Origin of the sequence: Pantoea sp. Lij88 (assembly GCF_030062155.1) — a bacterium.
Classification (GTDB): domain Bacteria; phylum Pseudomonadota; class Gammaproteobacteria; order Enterobacterales; family Enterobacteriaceae; genus Pantoea.
In genome coordinates this window covers 20,775-44,580 of record NZ_CP118268.1, presented here as the reverse complement: position 1 = coordinate 44,580, position 23,806 = coordinate 20,775, and the positions used below count along the sequence as shown (strand labels likewise).

The 23,806-nt window shown below is 55.3% G+C and carries 17 protein-coding genes; 11 read left to right on the top strand and 6 right to left on the bottom strand.

Going from position 1 to position 23,806, the window contains the following annotated elements; translation table 11 throughout:
• The first annotated feature begins 846 nt into the window (after positions 1-846).
• The 3 genes from PU624_RS03370 (at position 847) to feoB (ending at position 7,552) form a co-directional block, all read left to right on the top strand.
• A complete protein-coding gene (locus PU624_RS03370) occupies positions 847-4,698 on the top strand; it encodes a S6 family peptidase (protein WP_283545270.1) in 3,852 nt (1,283 codons plus the stop codon).
• Positions 4,699-5,000: 302 nt separating this feature from the next.
• Positions 5,001-5,225 (top strand): FeoA domain-containing protein, encoded by a 225-nt coding sequence (locus tag PU624_RS03365; protein WP_283545269.1) that lies wholly within the window; start codon positions 5,001-5,003, stop codon positions 5,223-5,225.
• Positions 5,225-7,552 (top strand): Fe(2+) transporter permease subunit FeoB, encoded by a 2,328-nt coding sequence (gene feoB / locus PU624_RS03360; RefSeq protein WP_283545268.1) that lies wholly within the window; start codon positions 5,225-5,227, stop codon positions 7,550-7,552. The genes PU624_RS03365 and feoB overlap by 1 nt, the downstream gene beginning before the upstream one ends.
• A gap of 251 nt (positions 7,553-7,803) precedes the next feature.
• On the opposite strand, the gene PU624_RS03355 is transcribed toward feoB, so the two are convergent.
• Entirely contained in the window at positions 7,804-8,841 is a 1,038-nt protein-coding gene (locus tag PU624_RS03355) for a tyrosine-type recombinase/integrase (protein WP_283545267.1), read from the bottom strand.
• A gap of 503 nt (positions 8,842-9,344) precedes the next feature.
• Here PU624_RS03355 and PU624_RS03350 point away from each other — a divergent pair.
• The 8 genes from PU624_RS03350 (at position 9,345) to PU624_RS03315 (ending at position 16,644) form a co-directional block, all read left to right on the top strand.
• Complete coding sequence (locus PU624_RS03350; protein WP_283545303.1) at positions 9,345-9,653, top strand: hypothetical protein; 309 nt, start codon at positions 9,345-9,347, stop codon at positions 9,651-9,653.
• Positions 9,565-10,032, top strand: a complete 468-nt coding sequence (locus tag PU624_RS03345) for an SgcJ/EcaC family oxidoreductase (RefSeq protein ID WP_283545266.1) — start codon at positions 9,565-9,567, stop codon at positions 10,030-10,032. Before PU624_RS03350 ends, PU624_RS03345 begins: the two co-directional genes overlap by 89 nt.
• A gap of 283 nt (positions 10,033-10,315) precedes the next feature.
• Positions 10,316-11,527, top strand: coding sequence for an SfnB family sulfur acquisition oxidoreductase (locus PU624_RS03340; protein WP_283545265.1), 1,212 nt, complete (start codon positions 10,316-10,318; stop codon positions 11,525-11,527).
• A 9-nt stretch (positions 11,528-11,536) separates the two neighbouring features.
• Positions 11,537-12,727, top strand: a complete 1,191-nt coding sequence (locus PU624_RS03335) for an SfnB family sulfur acquisition oxidoreductase (RefSeq protein ID WP_283545264.1) — start codon at positions 11,537-11,539, stop codon at positions 12,725-12,727.
• Positions 12,724-14,073, top strand: a complete 1,350-nt coding sequence (locus PU624_RS03330) for an LLM class flavin-dependent oxidoreductase (RefSeq protein WP_283545263.1) — start codon at positions 12,724-12,726, stop codon at positions 14,071-14,073. The genes PU624_RS03335 and PU624_RS03330 overlap by 4 nt, the downstream gene beginning before the upstream one ends.
• 33 nt (positions 14,074-14,106) lie before the next feature.
• Positions 14,107-14,916: a MetQ/NlpA family ABC transporter substrate-binding protein gene (locus PU624_RS03325; protein ID WP_283545262.1), complete on the top strand. Its 810-nt coding sequence runs from the start codon at positions 14,107-14,109 to the stop codon at positions 14,914-14,916.
• A 2-nt stretch (positions 14,917-14,918) separates the two neighbouring features.
• Positions 14,919-16,010, top strand: a complete 1,092-nt coding sequence (locus tag PU624_RS03320) for a methionine ABC transporter ATP-binding protein (protein ID WP_283545261.1) — start codon at positions 14,919-14,921, stop codon at positions 16,008-16,010.
• The gene (locus PU624_RS03315; protein WP_283545260.1) at positions 15,994-16,644 is read left to right on the top strand and encodes a methionine ABC transporter permease; all 651 of its coding nucleotides are present in this window, start codon (positions 15,994-15,996) and stop codon (positions 16,642-16,644) included. Before PU624_RS03320 ends, PU624_RS03315 begins: the two co-directional genes overlap by 17 nt.
• A 34-nt stretch (positions 16,645-16,678) precedes the next feature.
• Here PU624_RS03315 and PU624_RS03310 read toward each other — a convergent pair whose 3' ends face one another.
• The 5 genes from PU624_RS03310 to ssuD form a co-directional block, all read right to left on the bottom strand.
• Entirely contained in the window at positions 16,679-17,896 is a 1,218-nt protein-coding gene (locus PU624_RS03310) for an acyl-CoA dehydrogenase family protein (RefSeq protein ID WP_283545259.1), read from the bottom strand.
• The gene (locus PU624_RS03305; protein ID WP_283545258.1) at positions 17,889-19,349 is read right to left on the bottom strand and encodes an MFS transporter; all 1,461 of its coding nucleotides are present in this window, start codon (positions 19,347-19,349) and stop codon (positions 17,889-17,891) included. The genes PU624_RS03310 and PU624_RS03305 overlap by 8 nt, the downstream gene beginning before the upstream one ends.
• Before the next feature lie 247 nt (positions 19,350-19,596).
• Complete coding sequence (locus PU624_RS03300) at positions 19,597-21,009, bottom strand: LLM class flavin-dependent oxidoreductase (protein WP_283545257.1); 1,413 nt, start codon at positions 21,007-21,009, stop codon at positions 19,597-19,599.
• Between the two features lie 68 nt (positions 21,010-21,077).
• Positions 21,078-22,490: an FAD/NAD(P)-binding protein gene (locus tag PU624_RS03295; RefSeq protein ID WP_283545256.1), complete on the bottom strand. Its 1,413-nt coding sequence runs from the start codon at positions 22,488-22,490 to the stop codon at positions 21,078-21,080.
• A gap of 31 nt (positions 22,491-22,521) precedes the next feature.
• A complete protein-coding gene (gene ssuD / locus PU624_RS03290; protein ID WP_283545255.1) occupies positions 22,522-23,694 on the bottom strand; it encodes an FMNH2-dependent alkanesulfonate monooxygenase in 1,173 nt (390 codons plus the stop codon).
• Positions 23,695-23,806 lie beyond the last annotated feature (112 nt).

Sequence of the window (23,806 nt, the reverse complement as noted above, 5' to 3'; positions counted from 1 at the left end):
TTGTTGTTTAAGCATAATTGAATGATGTAACTAATGATGTAATGAACTTATACGCTATCAGACACCCTCTTTAGTTGCCACACAGGCGATGTAGTGCGCATTCAGGATGGAGAAATGCTGGATGAGGTTAATGCGATTCATCACTCCCACAGTAAATACAGATATCGCATGCGGACTGAAAACCAGATGCACATGTGCGAATCCTGATTTTGTTCTTAAATGTCATCTGCATTTATCCTCACATAATTTTACTCAAATTTGATAAAGCCCATTTCCTTTATTCAGTCCGTTACACCTTCTGAATCAGACACGCGCAGCGTCATTCAGGTATCTATTAGCACGGCAGATAATCCTGAAGTGTCTGTTACGGGAGGATCAGTATCATTTGACCTTATATCTTATCCTCTTGCAGGCACTTTTCTCTGGTATGCATTTAACGTTGCCCGCTAAAATCAACCCTGACTAAACAAATATGGAATAATAAATAATTCATTTTACAGCATGATGAATTAAGTCAGATGCCATTGCGCGCGATAATGCGTTATTTCGGGTTCGGTTTAGTTGTGAATAAGATAAGTACAACGCTTTATAAATCCTCATATGAAAACTTTTATTATCGCCTTGTTAAAGCATAGTGGCTGCACAACTTATTGATCATATCGGATCAGGCATCTTTCATTGCCGGATGACTCAGGAGAAAACTCATTCGTTCGGGTCAGTTTTATATCTACCCCGATTCAGACTTCAGAACAGAATAATTATTATAGTTAGGGAGATTTCGTGTTAAAGAAAACCGCCTTTTTTTGTTGCACCTTTTCGTTCTGTCTGGCCTCGCATGCAGGGTTAATGAGAGAAGATGTTTCATTGCAGGATTATCGTGATTTTGGCGAAAACTTGGGTAAATACTCTGTTGGCGCTAACAACATTAATGTCTATACCGTGAGTGGCACGCTGGCAGGCACGCTGAATTATCCCATCCCTGACTTCAGTGCTGCGGCTACGCTGGGCTATGCCACGCTCATATCGCCCTCGTATGTCGCTGGCGTCAGGCATAACGGTGGCTACAAATCCGTTACGTTTGGTAATAACGCTAAATACAGCTCCACCTATCGCCTGATCAACCGTAATGATATGACGGATCCTGATTTTCATGCGCCACGTCTGAACAAAGTCGTCACTGACACCGCGGCGATTCCTTACGTTACTGACGCCGAGCTAAAGAATACCGGTCGTTACACCCAATATGCCCGGGTCGGCACCGGCCTGCAAAATAGAGTCAATGCGAAAACGCAGGAGACTGAATGGGTTGCCAGTGCGTACAAGTTTAAAACGGGTGGCACCTTCGTTGATCCCTATTTTTACGCCCCCTATACTGCATTGATCTGGACATTTTACTCACCTGGTGATGAACGTGTTCAACCGTTCGATATAGCCGGTCTGGGCGGGGATAGCGGCAGTCCGGTTTTTGTTTATGACAACGTTGAAAAACAGTGGAAACTGGCCGGCGTGACGTACGGGATTTATGGCACGGTTGATTACGGCCTTAAAACCTATGCCCACTTCATTCAGGATTCATTCATTCAGCAATTGATAGCCGGGAATACCGATCCCGATGTTACCGATAGTCGTGTAGAGGGTGTAATGCACTGGCGCATGGGCACTATCACACAGGGAATGAATAGCTGGGCCTGGCACGGCGTTGATACCGCGTTACCCGATGATGCCACTGACTCAGCACTCAATGCTTCTAAAGACCTGCGCTTTAAAGGTGATGGCGGCACGCTGGTGCTGGACCAGTCAGTTAATCTGGGGGCAGGTAAGCTGCAATTCTCCAGTGATTACCTGGTGAAATCTGCCACCGACACGAACAGCACCTGGGTAGGCGGCGGTATCGAGGTCGATGCCGGTAAAACCGTGCAGTGGCAGGTTAACGGACTGGCCGGTGATGCGCTGCATAAAATCGGCGCGGGCACGCTCCATATCAACGCCAGTGGAATCAATGGCGGCAGCCTGAATACGGGTGACGGCACGGTAATCCTGAATCAGCAGGCGGATGCGGATGGCAAAAAGCAGGCGTTTTCTTCCGTGACATTAGTGAGTGGCCGCCCGACGGTCATCCTGAACGATGCCGGACAGGTCGCCACAGATAACCTCTTTTTTGGGTACCGTGGCGGTAAACTCGACCTTAACGGCAACAGCCTTTCATTCAAACGCATTAACCATACTGACAACGGCGCCACGCTGTTGAATCACAACCTCAATCAGGCCGCCACGCTGAACCTGATCGGTTCCGACCGCGCAGAGGTTCCCCTGCAGAAATATAATGGAAGTAAGCTAAAAGGGACCATCGGATCGATTTATCAATATGCTAATCCCTACACTCACGACACGGAATATTTCCAGCTTAACCAGTCTTCCTACGGCTATTTCCCGACCGATAAAAGCAGCACCGCCACCTGGCGCTATTTAGGAACCGATGCCAGTGCCGCAATCGATTATCGTCTGTCCCAGCTCAATCAGAGTGTGTTTCGCGGCTTCCTGGGCGACAGTGCCAGCGATGGGATACTCAACGTCAACGTCGATGCGCCGGGCTCTGGCGCCATGACAGCATTAACCGGCGGCATGGATCTCAAAGGAGACCTGAATGTATTACAGGGAACCGCACTGCTCTCAGGCCAGCCTGTGAGTCATGCTGGCGGTCTGGTCATTGATGATGAATGGGCGACGGCGCAGTTCAGTGCCCGCCAGATAGCGGTCAGTAAAGGCAGTACTCTGCAGGTTGGCGAATATGCGCAGGTCAAAGCAGATATTCTCGCGGATGACTCATCCCGCGTCATGCTCGGCTATAACACCAGCGCTTCTGAGGCGAACAGAATGTGGCGCTGCTATTCGGTGATGAATACGGATAACACGCAATGCAGCCAGCCTGTGCGAACGGCAACTGAGCTAGCCGCACTGGCTGCCAGCACCGTCTCCGGCAATATTACGCTGGGCGAGGATGCCAGCCTCTATCTGGGTAAAGTGAATTACGAGGGTGCAATCCAGAGTACAGCAACCAGCACCATGACGATGGATTCTGGTGCGTACTGGCAGCTCACCGGGAACAGTAACCCTGGCAGTTTAAAAGCCCTGCCAGGTTCAGCGATCTCCATGCTGGCCGCAGAGGGAACGGCCTGGACACCCTCACAGCTCACACTCGAATCTCTGGATGCCACCGGCCTGAGCATCAGCCTGGCGGCCTCTCCTGCGAGTGAACAGGGAGACAACGTGACGATCAAACACTCAGCCACGGGTAGCAATAACACGCTGGATATCAGCGTACTGACAAATGCTGATAAATCAGTACAACTGCTGAATGACATTGTGCTGCTCGATGCGCCTGCCGGCACGGCACATGACTACTTTACCGTGCCGATGGTTGCCCGTGGCTTCAGCCTCTATACCCCGGATTATCAGGTGATTGAAACAGCGGGCCGCGTGCAATGGGTACTGGCACATAACGCCGAGCCGGTGCCGGACGTACCCGCTGAACCCTCAACGCCGGTGGATCCGGTTATGCCAGCCGAGCCTGAATCACCGTCTGACCCTGACGTGCCTGCGACGCCGGATGCCCCTGCAGATAGGGATACCCCGACTGAACCCGAGGAACCTGTCGTTCCTGAAACGCCGGCTGACACAGAAACAGCGTCTGAACCTTCAACCCCAGCCGGGCCTGAAACTCCAGCAGAAGTCGCTACGCCAGTAGTTGAAACAGAAACACCCGCAGATCCAGCCCATGACAATGCTTCAGGCTGGTTCACCATCAGGGATAACAAACCGTTGATTCGTGACACGCGCGCGCTGCTGGCCTCGCGTCAGTATCTCTTCAGCGAAGCAGTGAGCCAGCTGCACGGCCGCGCCTCACTGCTGCGTAATTCTCCGGAAAAAAGTGGCGACTGGGTCTCGATTGAGCAAAACAGCGGAAGCTTTGAAGGGTTCAGAGTGAACCAGCAAACGCTGAATCTTGGCTGGGATACCGTGCAGGGGCCGCAGATGTTTGGCTTTAATGCCGGCTACACCCAGGGAACCACCAAAGGCAATGGGCAGGGGACTCACCACCTGGCAAGCGTGGGCGTGGACTACTCATGGTCCTCTCCGGCAGGCTGGTTTGTTGATACTGCCGCCCGTTATATGCACCTCAATCAGGATCTGACGTTTGATCCGGTGCTGGGCATTCAGCACGGTAAAGCCAGCAGTCATATTCTGGCTGGCAGTATCAAAACCGGCTATCAGTTTACTGCCGATCGCGGTTCGCTGTTTATCTCGCCTTACGCTGGATTGAGTAGTGGCTATCTGTCTGGCTTCGGACTGAAGAGCGACAGTGCGCAGGTTGAGCTCAGTTCGGGCGCGCCTTACTTTGCTACCGCAGGCGTGGAAGTCAAAAAACGCGGCCTGTGGAGCAGTAATCCGGATTTGATGGTTAAAGCGGGCATCGGGTATCAGTATTCGCCGGGCAAAGCAGGTTCCAGCCTGACGCTCGCAGACAGCCACTCCCGCCGTGAATTCGGTGCGTTATCTGATAACCGCTACCGCGTGCATGTGGGAGCCGAAGGTAAGATCGCAGATAACTGGTCGCTGGAGGTGAAAGCCAGAAGCAGCTTTGGCGGCACTTTCCGTACCGACTACAGCGGAGTCGCAGGCATGAATTATCACTTCTGACGTGGTGATTATGCAGCGATAAGGCCAATACATCCCCTTTTCGCTAACAATCAGGTAGCCCCGTGATGCCGGAGATGTGTTGTCTCCGGCATAACTTCTTTCATCCCCCGACGACGATAGACCGATGCGGCTGCAGCCCTCTCATTAAACCGCCCCGGACTCTGAATCCTCCCGTTTTACTGCCTGTTTAGCGGCAGTTTAATAAGACAGCGTTAATTCACCACCTGCCCGATGTCAGATCAAAAACCGAAACGCTTATCATTTGTAAAATCATGTCATCTTATTTAAAGGCAGAGCGTGCTATGGCAATTAACATCGGCAGCACCTACCGGATACTGGGCTATCAGCCATCCGTAAATTCCGCATGGCGGCAAAAACTCCTGACGATGGGCATGTTACCCGGCGCCGTTGTCGAGGTGATTCGCGTCGCGCCCATGGGCGATCCGGTGCAGATACGCACCCGTCGGGTCAGCCTGGCAGTGAGACAGCGTGACCTGGCCGATATTATCCTGGAGGAAATCGTCTGATGAAAACGTTAACCATCGGGCTGATTGGTAATCCCAACACCGGCAAAACCACGCTGTTTAATCAACTCACCGGGGCACGTCAGCGGGTCGGTAACTGGGCAGGCGTCACGGTTGAACGTAAAGAGGGGCAATTTTTCACCGCGCAGTCAGATGTCCGGCTCATCGATCTGCCCGGAACACGTTCGCTCACGACGCTCTCCGCTGAAAGCTCCATCGATGAGAGCATCGCCTGCCAGTATCTCTTTCAGGATCACGCCGATGTGGTGATTAACGTCGTTGATGCCTCCCGTCTGGAAAGTAACCTGTTCCTGACCCTTCAGCTTCTGGAGCTCGGCGTACCCTGCATCGTTGCCCTGAACATGCAGGATATTGCCGCCAGCCATAACATCACTATTGATGTCGCAGCGCTATCAGCGCGCCTGGGATGTCCTGTCGTATCACTGACCTCAACCCGAGGTGACGGCATCGCCCAGCTCAAAGCGATGATCGACCAGCCTCATGTCTACCGCGCACCGGAACGGGTGAGTTATCCCGGTGCCATTGAACAGGCGATTGAGCAGCTCAGTGATAAGATGCCCGCCGATATCGCCGCGCAAAAACGTTACTGGCTGGCATTGCAGCTGCTGGAAGGAGATATCAACAGTCAGGCACTGTGCCCGGAACTGCTTCCGCATTTACCTGAGATTATGCAGCTGGCGGGAAGTGATACCGGCGTTCAGATTGCCGATTACCGCTATCGCGCCATCAACGCGATTTGCACGACTGTCAGTAACATTCATCAGGCAGTGCCCGCCGGGCTGACCAGCCAGATCGATAAAATTGTCCTGAACCGCTGGCTGGGCATTCCGATTTTCCTGGCAGTGATGTATGTGATGTTTGTATTTTCTATCAACATCGGTGCCGCGCTGCAGCCGCTGTTCGATAGCAGTTCTGTGGCGATATTCATTCATGGCGCGCAGTGGCTCGGCTATGTCTGTCACTTCCCGGACTGGCTGACTATTTTCCTGGCACAGGGGCTCGGCGCGGGTATCAATACCGTGCTGCCGATCATTCCGCAGATTGGCCTGATGTTCCTTTTCCTCTCCTTCCTTGAGGATTCCGGCTATATGGCGCGCGCGGCTTTTGTGATGGATCGGCTGATGCAGTCGCTGGGCCTGCCGGGAAAATCCTTTGTGCCCCTGATCGTGGGTTTTGGCTGTAATGTGCCGTCGGTCATGGGGACCCGGACGCTGGACACACCGCGTGAGCGGCTGCTGACAGTTTTGATTGCGCCTTTCATGTCATGTGGTGCGCGGCTGGCCATCTTTGCGGTTTTCGCCGCGGCATTCTTCAACGCCCACAGCTCCAGCCTGGTTTTCTCACTTTATCTGCTGGGCATTGTGGTGGCGATCGCTACCGGGCTGGTGCTCAAACATACCCTGCTGGGAGGAGAAGTCTCACCGTTTATCATGGAGTTGCCGGTTTATCACCGGCCTCATTTTAAAAGCCTGCTGTTGCAGACCTGGCAGCGGCTGAAAATGTTTGTGATAAGGGCCGGACAGGTGATCATCCTCGTCAGCATGCTGATTGGCGTACTAAGCAGTTTTGCCTTTAATGGCCAACTGGTGGATGACATTAACCATTCTGCACTGGCGGCGACCAGCAAAGCGATCACGCCCGTGCTGTTGCCGATTGGTGTCACGCAGGATAACTGGCAGGCTACCGTGGGGCTGGTGAGCGGCATCATGGCGAAAGAGGTTGTGGTCGGCACGCTTAACAGCCTTTACACCACAGAGGCTATCCAGAGCCATTCATTTGACCCACACTCTTTTAGCCTGGCATCTGAGCTGAAAGAGGCGCTGACAGAGACCTGGGCAGGGTTAACTGCCGCGTTCAGAATTGATGCGCTGGCCAATCCGATTGAAGCCAGCAAAGGCGATGGGGAGATGGCGACCGGCTCAATGGGCGTGATGTCAGCCAAATTTGGCAGCGGTTTTGCCGCCTACAGTTACTTAATCTTTGTCCTGCTCTACGTTCCCTGCGTCTCTGTCATGGGCGCTATTGCGCGTGAAGCCGGTAAAAAATGGATGATGTTCTCATTCTTCTGGGGACTGAACATCGCCTACACCACGGCCACGCTGTTCTACCAGACCGTCACATTTGCCGAACATCCTGCATTCAGTGCGACCTGCCTGATAAGCGTGCTGGTGCTGAACGGATTCATCCTGCTGGCATTGCGTAAAGCCGGAAGCCGGGTGCAGTCAATACCGGTCATGCTCCGGGAGGAAAAGGGGGGTTGTCACGGCTGTCATGGCGGATGCGATAAACAGAAAGGCTACGCGCAGTAAAAAGGATCCCCTGTCTCATACAGGCTTTCGGCTGAGACGGGGGAATTCCAGCGTGGGATTAACAGGTGAAGATCGACCTGATAAACAGCGCAGGCTGCAGGGCAGTGATAAGACATCAATCAAATCAGTGGGATGACCCCACGCCGTGCACGTCACACACAGAGTTCGTACCGGCTTACACACAGGCTGTCCACTTTTTCTGTGGATAACTTCCACCTGGAAACACCTTTGGTACGCGTTAAATGAAGTCGTTAGCCGGGAAAATCGGGATCGGCGTGTTGCTCCATAAATTCCACCATGGCGCCTTTGTGGGCATCGACATGACGAATATAGCGCATCAGGGTCTCCGGCTTTTTCCAGGTTCCTTCCTGCATGATACGGGCAATCGGATAACCTTTATCGGCCATATCCTGTGCCGCTCCGACCCTGGCACTGTGGCCACTCCAGCCGGTATAGCGATTTTTATTGGCCTTCACTGCACCGGATTTTCCAGCGCTAATCCATGCACGATTAAAGATCTGCTCAAGAGCCCGTGTGCTCATCGGCTTTTCGGAAATAAGTGCCCGGCCGGAGCGGTGCACGGCACTAAACAAATAGGCATCAGGCTGGCTGGATACCCCGGCCGCTGTGATCCACTCTTCCAGTCGCTGAGTTGAACGGGCGCTGAGCGCCTTGATCAATCCGCCGGTCTGCACAATCGTTTTTGTCCAGGCCACATCCAGAATGATGCGGCCATCACCGGCGCGCATTACGTCACGGACCCGCAGCCGTGACAATTCACTGATACGGAGCAGCGTGGCATAGGCGACATGCAGAAAAGCCAAATCGCGCAGCATCTGCAGGTTATCAGAACCTGACCATTGCCCATCCAGCACCAGCAGGTCAGTGAGCCTGAAGGGAACGGCCTGTCCGGCCCGCTCACCATTCATCACGGCCACGCGGTTTATCTTCTTCATGGTACGAAATACCAGTGGAGAGACATTGGGCACTGGCAATCCGGCGTTACGGTGTAACATTGAGATTAACGCCGCATGTGACGTAACGGTTGAGGAGGCCCGGCCGCTGTCTGCCAGATAAGAGAGATAGTCGCGCAAATCATCGGCGCTCATCGGCAGGAAACTACGCTGGTTATCTTCCGACCAGCGACTGCAGATTCGCATGACGCTCAACAGCTGTCGCCAGGTATTCGGTGAGAAAGCCTCTTTATCCTGGACGAACTGCCTGAGTTGCTCAGCAATATCGCTGTTCCGGTTTACCGTCAGACTGGTCAACGGCATTACTTCGCTCATAATTGCTCACTTATCAACCAAAAACAGCCTTGATCGCGCTACGTGAATTCTGGGAATGCAGCAGGGGGATAACCGCGCAGAATTTACGTAGCGTTGTCATTTTTCATTGCCGACTTTTTGGTGTCAATCTTAACCCAGCTGCCTCGTCCTGTCATGACTTCGTATAAGAACAATTATACGAAGTTATAACATTCCTCTCAGTCAACCGGTCGGGCCCACGGCAGAGTCGGTCAGGGCAGGGACACCGTTCGCCTGAAGTCCTTTATGGTTGCCGCCTCAAAAAAGACTCATGCTGATAAAGAAATGGCGTTTAATGATTCTGTTTACTCAATAATTACGTACCAGGTGGGATGTTCAAATAACAACCCGTTGAGCGTTATATCGTTTCACACGTTTCAGAGTTATTAAAACACCATCTGCTATTTACGCTACAGAAATAATTATTAGCCTCACCAGGCAGAACAAAAATCTAAATGGTGACTTTTTGGAGATTTAAATACCGGATGGAAATTTACATCAGATATTCTGTACTCCTGCATATCAAACACGGTGCTGGAATCATCAGTCATATTATTTACTTAATTGAGAATGATATTTCTTTGCAGACTCATTTATGGCCAAAAAGAATCACCACGTCACCGTTGATTATTGCATTTCATAACGGCGTTTTAGATGACTCAAAATCGCCGATATCATCCAAGGGAAAAGTTAAGGACTATTTTCATGAAAAAGACTTTATTATCACTGTGCCTTTTAGGCCTGGCGACCGTTCCGGCTATTTCAATGGCACAGGAACCGGCAAGCTGCGTTAAAACCTCTGAGCAGGATGTCGCGAGCCTGTTCAATACCTGGAATGAGACTCTGGCAACGGGTGACGCCACAAAAGTCTCACAACTCTATGCCAGCGATGCCGTTCTGCTGCCAACCATTTCAAACCAGGTACGCCTGACCGATCAGGAACGTATTGATTATTTCAAAGACTTCCTGCAGAAAGGCCCAAGCGGTAAAATCGATTCACGCACCATCCGGATTGGGTGTAATAAAGCGATCGATACCGGCGTTTATACCTTTACATTCAAAGATAAAACTCAGGTTACCGCGCGTTATACCTTTACTTATGTCTGGGATGGTAAAGGCTGGAAAATCTCAACGCATCACTCTTCAGCCATGCCAGAGTCAGTAAGCCAGTAATCCTCCAGCATTAATATCTCATTTTAAAATCAGCCTCTGAATATGACAGGGGCTGATTTTCACTCTAAAAATAACCCTCATCTTTTACCTCTTTAGTACCAGTCAGATATCACTGAAAAAGGCAAAGCTGTATTACGAATTAGCTTTGCGAATATTGTAATAACCCCCGCTATTTACTTCGTTCTGACCAACTGATTATTATCCCTTTCAGTATGTTAATAAATGTGACGCGTGCAATATCAGCCCGTCTGCTTTTGACGCCCCTCTATTTACCGGAAGCGCCATGAATCTTATCTCACCCACACCCGACATCTGTCAGGCAGCCATCATCACAACCCGTGAACAGGCTATTCAGGTTGCATGTTCTCTGGCTGAACAGGCGAAACCTGGCGCAATCGAGCGGGATCAGCAACGGCTCTATCCTCGTGAACTTCTCGATCAGTTTACCCGGCTCGGACTCGGCAGTATCAGCGTGCCGCGCAGCTTTGGCGGTGGCGGCCTGAATTATCAGACCGTGGCGGACGTGTTCCGCATTATTTCTGCCAGCGATCCTTCTCTGGGGCAGATCCCGCAGAATCATTTTGGTCTGATTCAGTTCATTCTCGGCGAGGGCGATCGGGCTCAGCAGGAAATGCTATTGCAGGCGGTGGTTAGCGGCAAGCGGCTCGGCAATGGAGGCCCCGAAAAGAACACCCGCCATACGCGGGACATTCAGGCGCGTCTGGTCAGTGAAGGAGAGCAGCGACGTTTAAGCGGCGAGAAATTCTATTCAACCGGGGCGCTGTTTGCGGACATTCTGGTGACGACCGCGCTTCAGGATGATAACGAGCCAGTGATGGCTTTTATCCCGCTGCCCGCCGACGGCGTAGAGATTATTGATGACTGGTCAGGCATGGGTCAGCGTACTACGGCCAGCGGCACGGTAAGGCTTGATCGGGCTGCAGTGGATCCTGCATTGCTTATCCCCTTGCTACCCGCAGAAAAACCGACCCTGCGCGGTGCGGTATCGCAACTGATTCAGGCGGCGATTGATGCCGGTATCGCCCAGGGCGCGCTGGACGATGCGCTGGCGTTTGTCCGCAGCAGTTCACGCCCCTGGGTGGACGCAGGCGTAGGGCGCAACGCTGATGATCCCTATATCCTGGCTGACATTGGCCGCATCAGTACCGAACTGAGCGCCGCAAATGCGCTGCTGAACCGCGCGGCGAAAGTGCTTGATGCCCTCGATCCGCAGGCGCTGACGGCTGAAAACAGCGCTGCCGCCTCTATCGCCGTGGCGGAAGCAAAAGTGCTGACCACCGACATTGCGCTGCGGGCCAGTGAAAAACTGCTGGAGTGGGGCGGAAGTCGGGCCACGCTCCTGCAACATGGGCTGGATCGCCACTGGCGCAATGCGCGCACTCATACGCTGCACGATCCGGTTCGCTGGAAAACGCACGCTATCGGCAATTACTACCTCAATGCGATTTACCCCGCGCGTCATGCATGGATTTAAGGAGAAAGAATGAGTCAGGTTGAGCCGAAACAGCCCGCTACAACTATTCGCAGCGAGCAACATGCGCTGGAAGTGGCCGCGCAACTGGCGCAGCAGTTCCGTGAGGGCGCCGCAACGCGAGATCGTGACCGTGAGCTTCCCTATGCTCCTCTGCAGACACTGTTTCAATCAGGATTAGGGGCGATTACCGTGCCGCAGGCGTATGGAGGCATTGCCGTTTCGACCGCCACACTCGCATCAGTCATCACGCTGATCAGCGAGGCTGATGCAGCAATTGGTCAGGTTCCGCAAAATCACTACTACGCGCTGGAAGTACTACGCGTCAACGGCAGTGAATCACAAAAACAACGGTTGTATCAGGAAGTGCGGGCAGGGGTGCATCTGGGCAATGCGCTGGCAGAGTTCTCCTCCCGTGCCGCACATCATCGCACCACACAGATCCGGGGTGATGTTCTCAATGGCACTAAATTTTACGCCACCGGTGCGCTGTTTGCCGATCGCATCCCTACGGCTGCGCGCGATGAAGAGGACAAAGAGCAACTGGTATTTGTGCCACGTCATCAGACGGGGGTCACGGTCATTGATGACTGGAGTGGGTTTGGTCAGCGCACCACCGGCAGCGGCAGCGTCCTCTTCGAAAATGTCACGGTGGATGCGGAAGATGTGGTGCCCTTTCAGACAGCGTTTGAGCGGCCAACGGCTGTTGGCCCTTTTGCGCAAATCATGCACGCCGCTATTGACCAGGGAATTGCGCAGGCCGCCTTTAATGACATGCTCGATTTTCTGCGTCAGCGCGCCCGGCCCTGGCCAGACAGCGGCGTGACGCGCGCTACTGACGATCCCTTAACGCTCGACCGCACCGGTCGGCTGGCGGCACGACTGCGTGCAGGCGAGGCGCTGTTAGCGGAGGCGGGTGCAGCAGTCGATGTCGCGCAGCAGCAGGCCGGTGCCGCAACGGTGGCGCTGGCATCTGTGGAAGTAGCCAAAGCGCGCGCCTGGACCACCGAAGTCTCTCTTGAGGCCTCTAACCTGCTGTTTGAACTGGGCGGCACACGGTCCAGCCTGCGCGAATATAATCTGGATCGCCACTGGCGCAACGCACGTACCCATACTTTGCATGATCCGGTACGCTGGAAATATCCCGCGATAGGGAATTACCTGCTCAATGGCGTACTGCCACCGCGCCGGGGCACGCTATGACTCAGAAACAGGTTCTGCTCAACGCGTTTAACATGAATTGTGTCGGCCATATTCATCACGGCATGTGGACGCACCCGGAAGATCGTTCAACCGACTTCAATACGTTGAGCTACTGGACAGATCTGGCGCGCCTGCTTGAACACGGGCTGTTCGACGGACTCTTTATTGCGGATATTCTGGGCGTTTATGACGTTTATCAGCAGGGCATTACGCTAACGGCACGCGAGTCAATTCAGCTACCGGTCAACGATCCGCTGATGCTGGTTTCGGCTATGGCGGGCGTTACACAGCATCTTGGCTTTGCCGTCACCGCTAATCTCAGTTATGAAGCACCCTTTCCTTTTGCCCGCCGCCTTTCAACACTCGACCATCTCACTCAGGGACGGATAGGCTGGAACATCGTTACCGGCTACCTGGACAGTGCCGCCCGTGCCATGGGAAACAGACAGCTGCTGGCACACGATCAGCGCTATGCACAGGCTGATGAGTTTCTTGATGTCAGTTATCAGTTGTGGGAAGGAAGCTGGCAGGATGATGCGCTGGTTGTCGATCGTCCAAATCGTCTCTACGCAGACGCTACGAAAATTCACCCGGTCAGGCATCAGGGTGAATTTTATCAGGTTGAAGGCTATCACCTCAGTAGCCCGTCACCTCAGCGTACGCCGTTACTGTTTCAGGCCGGCACCTCTGCACGCGGGATTCAGTTTGCTGCGCGTCATGCCGAATGCACTTTTGTTAACGCAGCGACACCCGCAGCGATGCGCCAGCAGACTCAGCGGCTGCGGCAGGCAGCGGTGGAGGCAGGCCGACGTGCAGATGATCTGCGCATCTTTATGGGAGTCGGCGTAATCGTTGCACCGACAGAGCGTGAAGCACAGGAAAAACACCGCAGTTATCTTGAATATGCCAGCCCGGAAGCGGGGATTGCCCATTTCTCCAGTTCCATTGGTCTCGATCTGGCTGCCTATGAGCTCGACGAACCCATTGTCAGCGGTGAGACCCGGGCTATCGAATCGGTCAGTAAAGCCTACAGCGGCTGGACCCGTCGCCGCCTGCTGGAGCAGCATGCGATGGGCAGTCGCTATCCACTCATAATCGGTAGTCCCGCGCAGGTCGCGGACGCACTGCTGCACTGGATGGATGAGGGCGACATTGACGGCTTTAACCTGACCCGCATTCTGAACCCGCAGAGTTATCGCGACTTTATCGATTTAGTCGTGCCTGAACTTCAGCAGCGCGGGCGCTATAAAACGGCTTACCAGCCCGGTTCACTGCGCCACAAAATTTTTCAGCAGGATCGCCTGCCCGATCGTCACCCGGCGGCACGCTGGCGTCATTCCACCTGACCATATTGATTTATTTAACCTCAAGGAATCACCATGACACGCTCAAAAACACTACGCGCCGCACTGGGCGGCCTGCTGCTGACCCTCAGTGCCGCTGCGACCGCAGCGAACTATTCCGGCCCGCTTAAAGTGGGCACCACCGCCGCGTTTGCCCCGCCGCTGGAAACCGCCGTCGCTGAAGCAAAGAAGCAGGGACTGGCTGTTGAACTGGTCGAATTTACCGACTGGACCGCACCTAACGTCAGCGTGGAGAATGGCGATATCGACGTCAATCTGTTCCAGCATAAGCCTTTTCTGGAGAATGCTAATCAGTCCGGCGGCTTCCACCTGGTCGCTTATGCGCCGGCCATCATTAATAACATTGGTCTTTATTCCAAAAAACACAGCGCGATTGCTCAGGTTCCCGAAGGCGGCACCGTAGCTATCGCCAACGATCCGATTAATGGTGCACGCGGATTATTGCTGCTGCAGAAGGCGGGGCTGATTACGCTGAAACCGGGTGTGGGACTGAAAGCAACCGTTGATGACATCGTCAGCAACCCTAAAAAGCTGAAAATCATCGAAGTCGAAGCGGTACAGCTCTCACGGTCATTGGAAGAGGTCGACTTAGCGCAGGGCTACCCACACTATCTGCGTCTGGCAAAGACGATTGATCCCAATAAGGCGCTGCTGTTCGACGGGCTGGAGCACCCGGAATATGTGATTCAGTTTGTAATCCGTCAGGGCCATCAGGATGATCCGCGACTGGCAAAGTTTGTTGATATCTATCAGCACTCGCCGGTGGTACGCGCCAGTCTCGACAACTTCTATGGCAAGCTCTACCAGCCAGGCTGGAGCCAGTAATCATGGTCAGCCTGGTCATTCCGGACGCGAGGACGTTGCCCTATGACACCGCCAGCGGCGCTTCCCATGTCACCATTGAAGCGCTGAGTAAACGCTATCCTGGTCAGCAGTTGGATGCGCTGCATAATATTAATCTGGACATCCAGCGTGGTGAGATTTTCGGCATCATCGGCCGCAGCGGCGCGGGGAAATCGACGCTCATCCGCTGCCTCAATCGTCTGGAAGATCCCACGGCCGGACGCATTGTTATTGACGGCACCGACATCAGCGCGCTTAACGCGCGGCAACTGGTCGAATGGCGGCGCAGCACGGGCATGATTTTCCAGCACTTCAATCTGCTGTCGGCCAAAACCGTACGGCAGAATATTGAGCTGCCGCTAAAAGTGGCAGGCGTGCCTGCTGCCGTGCGGGCGCGTAAAGTGGATGAGCTGCTGGCGCTGGTCGGGCTGGAGGCGCGGCAACACGCCTGGCCCGCACAGCTGTCCGGTGGACAGAAACAGCGCGTCGGTATTGCCCGTGCGCTGGTCCACGATCCGGAGCTGCTGCTGTGCGATGAAGCCACCTCCGCGCTGGATCCCGAAACGACGCGTGCCATTCTGGCTTTGCTGAAAAAAATCAATCAGCAGCGTCATATCACCATTGTCCTGATCACCCATGAGATGGATGTAGTGCACGACCTCTGCCATAACGTGGCGGTAATCGACCAGGGTGAGATCATCGAGCGCGGCCCGGTCTGGCAGGTCTACAGCGATCCGCAGCATGAGACGACGCGCCAGCTGCTTAACCCCAACCACCAGGCTCTGCCGGAGTCTGTTGCGACTCGCCTCCATGCGCGGCGGCTGCATCCTCGCGCCCGACTGTTAGTGCGGTTACGTTACACAGGGCAGGGTGCACAACCCGATATCGGTGCGCTGAGTGCACAGATATCGGGTGAAATCACCCTGATCTACAGCGCTGTCGAGTGGGTTGACCACAAACCTACCGGCCAGTTGCTGCTCCTGCTGGATTCACAACATGAGGCGCAATCTGTGACAACTCAACTGGCGCATATCGCCGATCGACTGGAGGTATTAGGTTATGTCACCGGCTATTGAACGTCTGTGGGTCGCCTTTCTGGATACGCTGCTAATGGTGGGCGTCTCCTCTGCGCTGGCGCTCGCGCTGGGCTTACCGATGGCGGTCATTCTGGTGGTCAGCGGACGCGGCGATCTTTTCCCCAGTCCGCTACTCAATCGGGTGCTGGGCTGGGTCGTCAACCTCTTTCGCTCAATTCCATTTCTGATCCTGATGGTGGCGTTAATTCCCTTTACCCGCTGGATTGTGGGAACCACCTATGGCGTCTGGGCAGCCATCGTACCGCTCACCCTGGCGGCCACCCCGTTTTTTGCCCGTATTGCGGAAGTCAGCCTGCGAGAAGTTGATAAAGGGCTGACCGAAGCGGCGCAGGCCATGGGATTTCATCGCTGGCATATAATCTGGCACGTGCTGCTGCCGGAGGCGCGGCCGGGCATCGTCAGCGGCTTTACCATCACGCTGGTGACGATGATCAACGCGTCAGCGATGGCCGGCGCCATCGGTGCGGGAGGATTGGGGGATCTGGCGTACCGTTATGGTTATCAGCGGTTTGATATGCAGGTGATGGTGACAGTGATTGTGGTGCTGGTTGCGCTGGTGACACTGCTTCAGTTGTGTGGCGATCGGCTGTCGCGACGGCTGAACCACCGCTAAACGCGCAAGGCCGGGATCACCCGGCCTTGCTGTTTTATGCCCCTTCGCCGTTGCCTATCTGCCAGATAAACGTTGGATCTTTGCGGTTTACCTCCCAGTCTCCCACATTGCGGATTTTGTAGATCACCGGGTTATGTGATGAGACCGTGCGGGCGTTACGCCAGTGGCGATCCAGCGCCTTGCTGATGCGGGTATCGGACGCGCCAAGTGCATTAAAGAACTCCGTGGCGGCACGTGTCACTAACTCCACCGCGACCACCTGCGCCCTTGCAGACTCCACCTCGGCCTGAACGTTCGCCGCGCGAAGATCTGCTTCATTGGCACCGCTCAGTTGCAGTTCAAATGCCCGTTGTAATGAGTGGGTCGCCCGATCAACAGCCGCTTCAGCCGCCCAGGCCCAGCTGCTGATCTGACCGACCACCTGCAGCACCTGCACATCCTGCTTAACCTGAGGCGCATTGCCGTGGCTGTAAATCCGTTTACGCTGCGCCACACCCTGTGATGCATCGCGCACTACGGCCCGCCCGATGCCAGCAAGCGTGGCCAATAACACATGCTGATAAAACGCCGTCTGATAGCGGAAGCGCTCACTGAAATCATAAACGTGAGGCTGTTCCACATGGGCATGTTTAAAGCGCGTGGTGCCGCTGCCGGTCAGCCGTTGCCCGAAGCCATCCCAGTCATCCTCACGTTCCACCTCATTCTGATGCGTGTTCACCAGCGCGATGACGTCACGGCCATTATCGGTGCGCTTTGCATAGACATCGATCCAGTCGGCATAGAGTGTGCCGGTGCTGTAAAACTTCTCTCCGCTGAGTGCCCATCCTCCCTGAACCGGAGAAACCTGGGTGATAACGTCTCCGAGCTTAACCGCCCCGATTTCACTCCAGCCACTGCCCACCAGTTCACCATCTACAAAACGGCGGAACCAGCGCCGTCGATCCTCACTCTCCGGCTGGTTCAGGCGGTCTTCGATAAAGGCGAAGTGCGCGCGCAGTGCCTGCGGCAGATTCGAATCTGCTTCGGCCAGCGCTGTCAGCAGGGAAAAAAGCTGGGGCAGCGAGACGCCGAAGCCGCCTTCTTCTTTGGGGATCCGCAGCGTGCCGAATCGCGCCTCTTTCAGCCAGCGGATCGGCTCATGCAGCAGAGTGCGATCGATTTCACGCGTAGCAGCACCTTCAGCAATACGGGCAAAAAGCGGCCGGAACTGTTCGGTCAGCGCGGCAAATTCAGTACGGCTTAATTCAGACATAATCTTCTCCGGATTCGGGTTGTTCATCAATGTCCTGTCGGGTCGGTTCAAACCGAACAATCAACAGGAAAATAATCGGAATGAGAGCGGCGAGAGAGACAATCCAGAACATGTTGGTGCCGTAACGGGCCTGCAGAATGGGCAGAATGAACAGCGCCAGCGCACTGCCAATGCCCGAGAGTGAGCGGCTGAAACCGACACCGGTCGCGCGAATGTGGGTCGGGTAGGAGAGTGCCGGATAGATCATCAACTGCGCGCCAGGGCCAAACCCTTCGGCGAACAGCCAGAGTCCCAGCAGCAGCACCGCAAAGACGACGGCTGAGGTTGCCTGCGGATGACCGATTAATGCCAGCGCAATCAGCGCGATAAACTGCAGCGCAAAGCCCGCAATCGCCACATGTCGTGAGGGGAACTTCCATGCCAGACGCATACCCAGCAGGCCGCCGGTAAAGGCGAACAGCGCATTCAGCCCCAGCGAGGCGGAAATGGTCTCAAACACGCCCGCACCCAGAAACTGCGCCAGAATTGAGGGCAGGAAGAAAGCGATGGCGGTGTACTCAAATGCGATACAGACGTTCATCACTGCGCTGACGATCGTGCGTTCGAGGTAAGGTTTCTGAAACAGGACGCGGAAACTCACTTTCGGGGCCGCCTTCACAGTTTCGGTTTTAGCGGGCTGCTCTTCATGCGCAATAATGCCGTACGAGTCGCGCAGGATACGCACCGCACCGCTCAGATCGCCCTGGTTGGCGGCCCAGAGAGGAGACTCATTCATGAACTTACTGCGCACCGCAATAATCAGCAGGGCGGGAACGGCACCAAACAGCAGCGACGCGCGCCATAACCAGTCGATGTGTTCGGCTGGCAACAGGAAGTAGAGCGCAAAAATAATAAAGAAACAGGCCGACGACGCGGCGTACCACATCGGGCACCAGGCCGCGAGACGCGACGCTTTGTTGCCCTTGCCGGAAAATTTAGAAAACTCGGCCAGATAGGCCATGGCGACCGGCAGATCGATCCCCACCCCGACGCCCATCAGAAAACGCGCGCCAATTAACACCCAGACGTTGGGTGCCAGTCCTGCCGCGATGGCAGAGACCACAAAGAACAGCATGTCCGCCATAAACACTGAATAGCGGCCATATTTGTCGGTCAGCCAGCCGCCGACCAGATTGCCCACAATAGTGCCGATCATGATGGAAGAGGTCACCAGCCCGGTGAGTACCGGCGTCAGGCCAAACTCCTTCACCACATCGTCAATGCCATAAGAGAGCGTAGTGAGGTCGTAGGCATCAAGGAACACGCCGCCCAGCGCCAGGAAAACGATCCAGCGGGCGTAACTGTTTTTCTCACTTCGGGAGTTGATAAGGCGGGCCACATCACTTACCGAACGAACCGGTGCAGAGTGTGGCGGCGGGGCGGTCAGGGTGTCGTCAATATTCAGTGTACTCATCGTATCCTCGTTATTATATTCAGCAGGTCACGAGGCTTTTATAGGTATTCCGCAGCGATTAAACAACCAACAAATAATGATAACTATTATAATAAATTCAATAAGTTAAAACTTAAATTGCGCCCACACTAAAAGCCGGATGAAGGGCTGAATTCATCCGGTACGCTTCCGATTATTCTGTTTTCTAAACCCTGAACCGCTATTTTTTACCGGCCCGAAGGGAATTGCCGGTTTTCACCGGCAGAACTTATCCTGAGATTGCCGCGCTGTGTATCTGATCCTGCGCCTCCGCGTGTCGGCGATAACCGGCGCCGGGATGGGGCAACGCCAGCCGCGGTCCCTGTCCGAACAACTTCTCACGCAGCGTGCCTGGCTGATAGTCCTGCTTGTAGACGCCGCGCTTTTGCAGTTCCGGCACCAGCAGTTCCACCACATCGGTAAAGGTTTCATGTGTCACGGCGTAGGCGAGGTTAAAACCATCGACGTCGGTCTCTTCAACCCAGCTTTGCAGCTCATCGGCCACGGTTTCGGCGCTGCCCACCAGCAGCGGACCAAATCCCCCAATGCCCACCCAGTCGGCCAGGCCCTGCACCGTCCATTGACGGTTGGGATCAGCTGTGGAAAATGTCTCGACCGCCGACTGAATCGCATTGGTATGCAGATGCTTCAGTATCTGATCTGGCTGATACTGCCCGAAATCGATGCCGGTCCAGCCCGATATCAGCGCCAGTGCGCCTTCGTAACTGACATAGCTTTTGTACTCCTGCCATTTCGCCTGCGCCGCCAGGTCGGTTTCGCCCACAATCACCGTCTGCAGGTTGAAGATCAGTATGGAACGGGGATCGCGTCCCGCTTCAGCGGCCCTCTGGCGGATATCCGCGACGGTTTTCTTCAGCAGCACTTTCGAGGGCGCCGCCACAAAGACGCATTCGGCATGCTCCGCTGCAAACGCTTTACCCCGGCTGGACGCGCCCGCCTGGTAAAGCACCGGCGTACGCTGCGGAGACGGCTCGCAAAGATGAATGCCCGGCACCTGGAAAAACGTCCCCTGATGATTGATGGGATGAATTTTATTCGGATCGCTGAAGATGTGGCGCTCACGGTCACGCAGGACCGCACCGTCCTCCCAGCTGCCCTCCAGCAGCTTATAAACGACCTGCAGATATTCATCGGCATAGTCGTAGCGCGCATCGTGGTCGGTCTGCGCCTGATGGCCGATATTACGCGCACCGCTTTCCAGATAAGAAGTCACAATGTTCCAGCCGATGCGGCCTTTGGTGAGATGATCCAGAGTCGACATCCGTCGTGCAAACGGGTAGGGGTGTTCAAACGACAGCGAGGCAGTAAGGCCAAAGCCCAGATGTTCCGTCACCATGGCCATCGGCGTAATTAACGCCAGCGGATCGTTGACCGGCACCTGGGTAGCCTGACGGATGGCGGCATGGTTATTCCCGTTGAGCACGTCATAGACACCCAGCACGTCAGCAATAAACAGCCCATCAAACTTACCGCGCTCCAGCAGGCGTGCTAAGTCGGTCCAGTATTCCAGATCTTTGTACTGCCAGGAGCGGTCGCGGGGATGCGCCCACAGACCGGGTGACTGATGACCAACACAGTTCATATCGAAAGCATTCAGGCGAATTTCACGTTGCGATGACATAGCGACTCCTTAGCGGATGCGGCAATCGCTTGCCGCCCACCTTTTAATGATTTTTCAGGAAGGACGATTCAGTACGTGAGCGAGCCTGGACATCGCTCGCTGGAGGGCTGCGGTGGGGCGGTAAGGAGTTGCCGCGCGACAGACTCAGCATGTTCTGCCACCTGCGGTAATCCCATCAGTTCACCAAAGCGACCCCGCGCAGCAGGCCCGGCCACGTAGAGATGAGGATTCACGTCGCCCTGCGCGTTCAGCGTCTGAGACCGCGCGTTGACGTGAATGCCCAGCGCCAGCGGGTCAGGCTGAATGACGCCATCGCCATGGAGCTGGCGCAGAAGCGCGTTGCTGTTAAGCAGTGCGTTATGCGCTGGCCCGGTGGTGACAATCACTCTATCCACCTCCAGGGCTTCCGGCTGCGCACCACGCGGGCGCAGCGTCAGCCGGAGACGATTTCCAACCGCGTCAGCGGCGACCAGTCGCGCCGCCAGCAGCGTCAGCTGCCCGCTGGCCTGCTGCTGGCTGAGGACCAGGCTGACCTGTGGGGCAATCCGGTAACGGTGAACATCCCACCAGGGGCGAAGATGCTGCAGAAAACGCTGCTGCTCATGCAGTGGAAGGCTCTGCCAGATGCGCTGGCCGTTACGTCGGATATCATCCAGCACCAGTTGCCAGGGCAGATTCTTCGCCGCCGCCTGTTTTACCTCCTGACGCACCCGATGTAACCAGCCGCGCGCGCTGACGGGCTGCGGCTGACTGTAGTCCAGCGTGCAGGTCGCATCGCAACCGCTCAGGTTGGCACGCGGCAACTGACCACGACGCGAGAAGACGGTTATGGCCCCGCGATGCTGCTGGCGATGCAGTGACGCCACTACATCGGACATGGTCAGCCCGGAACCGATAATCGCGACCCGATCGTCAGGTGCAATCTGTGCCAGCGCGTCGCGTTGCCAGGGATTGGCAATCAATCCTGGATGGTCCTGTAACGGCTTCAGCAGCGTGGGCAGTTCCGGCGGTGGGTGGCTGATCGCCAGTACCACCTGATCGGCGCGGATCTGCTGCCCCGACGCTGTCGTGACCACGCCCTCCTTAAAGGCCACGGCGCTGTCACGCAGATGGCTGAGTTGCACAGGTGAGTGCTGCTGTTGATGCACAAACTGCGCATTAACCCAGCGACCAAATTCACCACGCTGCGGATAGACACTGCCGTCATCCCACAACGCCTCCGGATCGGCTGTAAAAGCGGAAGATGCACGATAGTCGCGATCAAATGCTCCTTCTTCATCACCCGCAAGCTGCATTCTGGCAGCCGGCACATTGATGCGGTGAGCCGGATCGGCAGTGCCATATGCCACGCCCTGAGCCAGCTGCGGCCGGGGTTCAATTACCGTCACGCGCAGGCCCGCCTGCCCGGATCGGGCCAGATGGATTGCCAGCGCGGTGCCGGTGAATCCTCCGCCGATAATGACAATCTGCTGTTGTGACATAAGCGAGCCTTCTCTTCGGTTAACTGACTGACTAACTGGCACTGGCCTGTTTAGCAGGACGACGGTCACCGCCAATGGTTTCACCAAACGGACCGGTGTTCACGCTGCGCTGTTTCTTCTCTGCATTGGCGGCCAGCGGCAGCAGTGGCATCACCAGTTCCGCAAAGCGATGCGCCTCTTCCAGATGCGGATAGCCAGAGAAAATAAAGTTGTCGATGCCCAGCGCCTGATACTCCCGGATGCGATCGGCAACCTGTTGTGGATTACCGACCAGCGCCGTTCCTGCGCCGCCACGTACCAGGCCGACGCCCGCCCACAGGTTAGGGCCAATGCGCAGGCTCTCTCGCGAGCCCTGATGCAGCGCGCTCATTCGCGCCTGTCCGGCGGAGTCCATACGGGCAAAGATCTTTTGCGCGGCGGCGATGGTCTCTTCATCCAGATGAGAAATCAGCCGATCGGCTGCCGCCCAGGCTTCCTCTTCCGTTTCACGTACGATGACATGCAAGCGGATGCCATAGGAGAGGGTTCGTCCACTCTCCTGCGCCCGCTGGCGCACTACCGCCAGTTTCTCCGCCACCTGTTCCACCGGCTCGCCCCACGTCAGGTAAGTGTCGATCTGATTCGCGGCAACGTCGATAGCCGCATCAGACGATCCACCAAAATAGAGCGGTGGGCCATCTTCCTGTACCGGCGGAAAGAGGATCTCAGCGCCTTCAACGCGGATATGCTCGCCCGCGAAATCGACCTTCTCGCCTTTCAGCAGGCGGGAATAGACCTCAAGAAACTCTTTCGTCACCTGATAGCGCTCTTCGTGACTCAGGAAGATGCCGTCACCTTTGTTCTCCACCGGATCCCCACCCGTGACCACGTTAATCAGTAACCGGCCGCCAGAGAGCCGATCCAGCGTGGCCGCCATACGCGCCGCCAGGCTTGGAGGTTGCAGACCCGGGCGCACGGCCACCAGATAGCGCAGCTTTTTGGTGATCGGTGCCAGGGCAGAGGCGACCAGCCAGGAATCCTCGCAGCTTTTACCGGTCGGGATTAACACACCGTAATAGCCCAGATTATCTGCTGCCAGCGCAACCTGCTGTAAATAGGGTAAATCGACCGCTCTGCCTCCTTCGGTAGTGCCCAGATAGCGCCCGTCGCCGTGGGTGGGCAAAAACCAGAAGAGGTTGAGGTTTTCCTGTGTCGCATGGCTCATTAGCAGATTCCTTTATAACGATATTTGAATTTATTACATACGGATAAATTCTTTGGTTATATAGCTCTTAGCAGGAAGCGTGCCAGCGCGCGTTTTTACTATTTTTCATTGA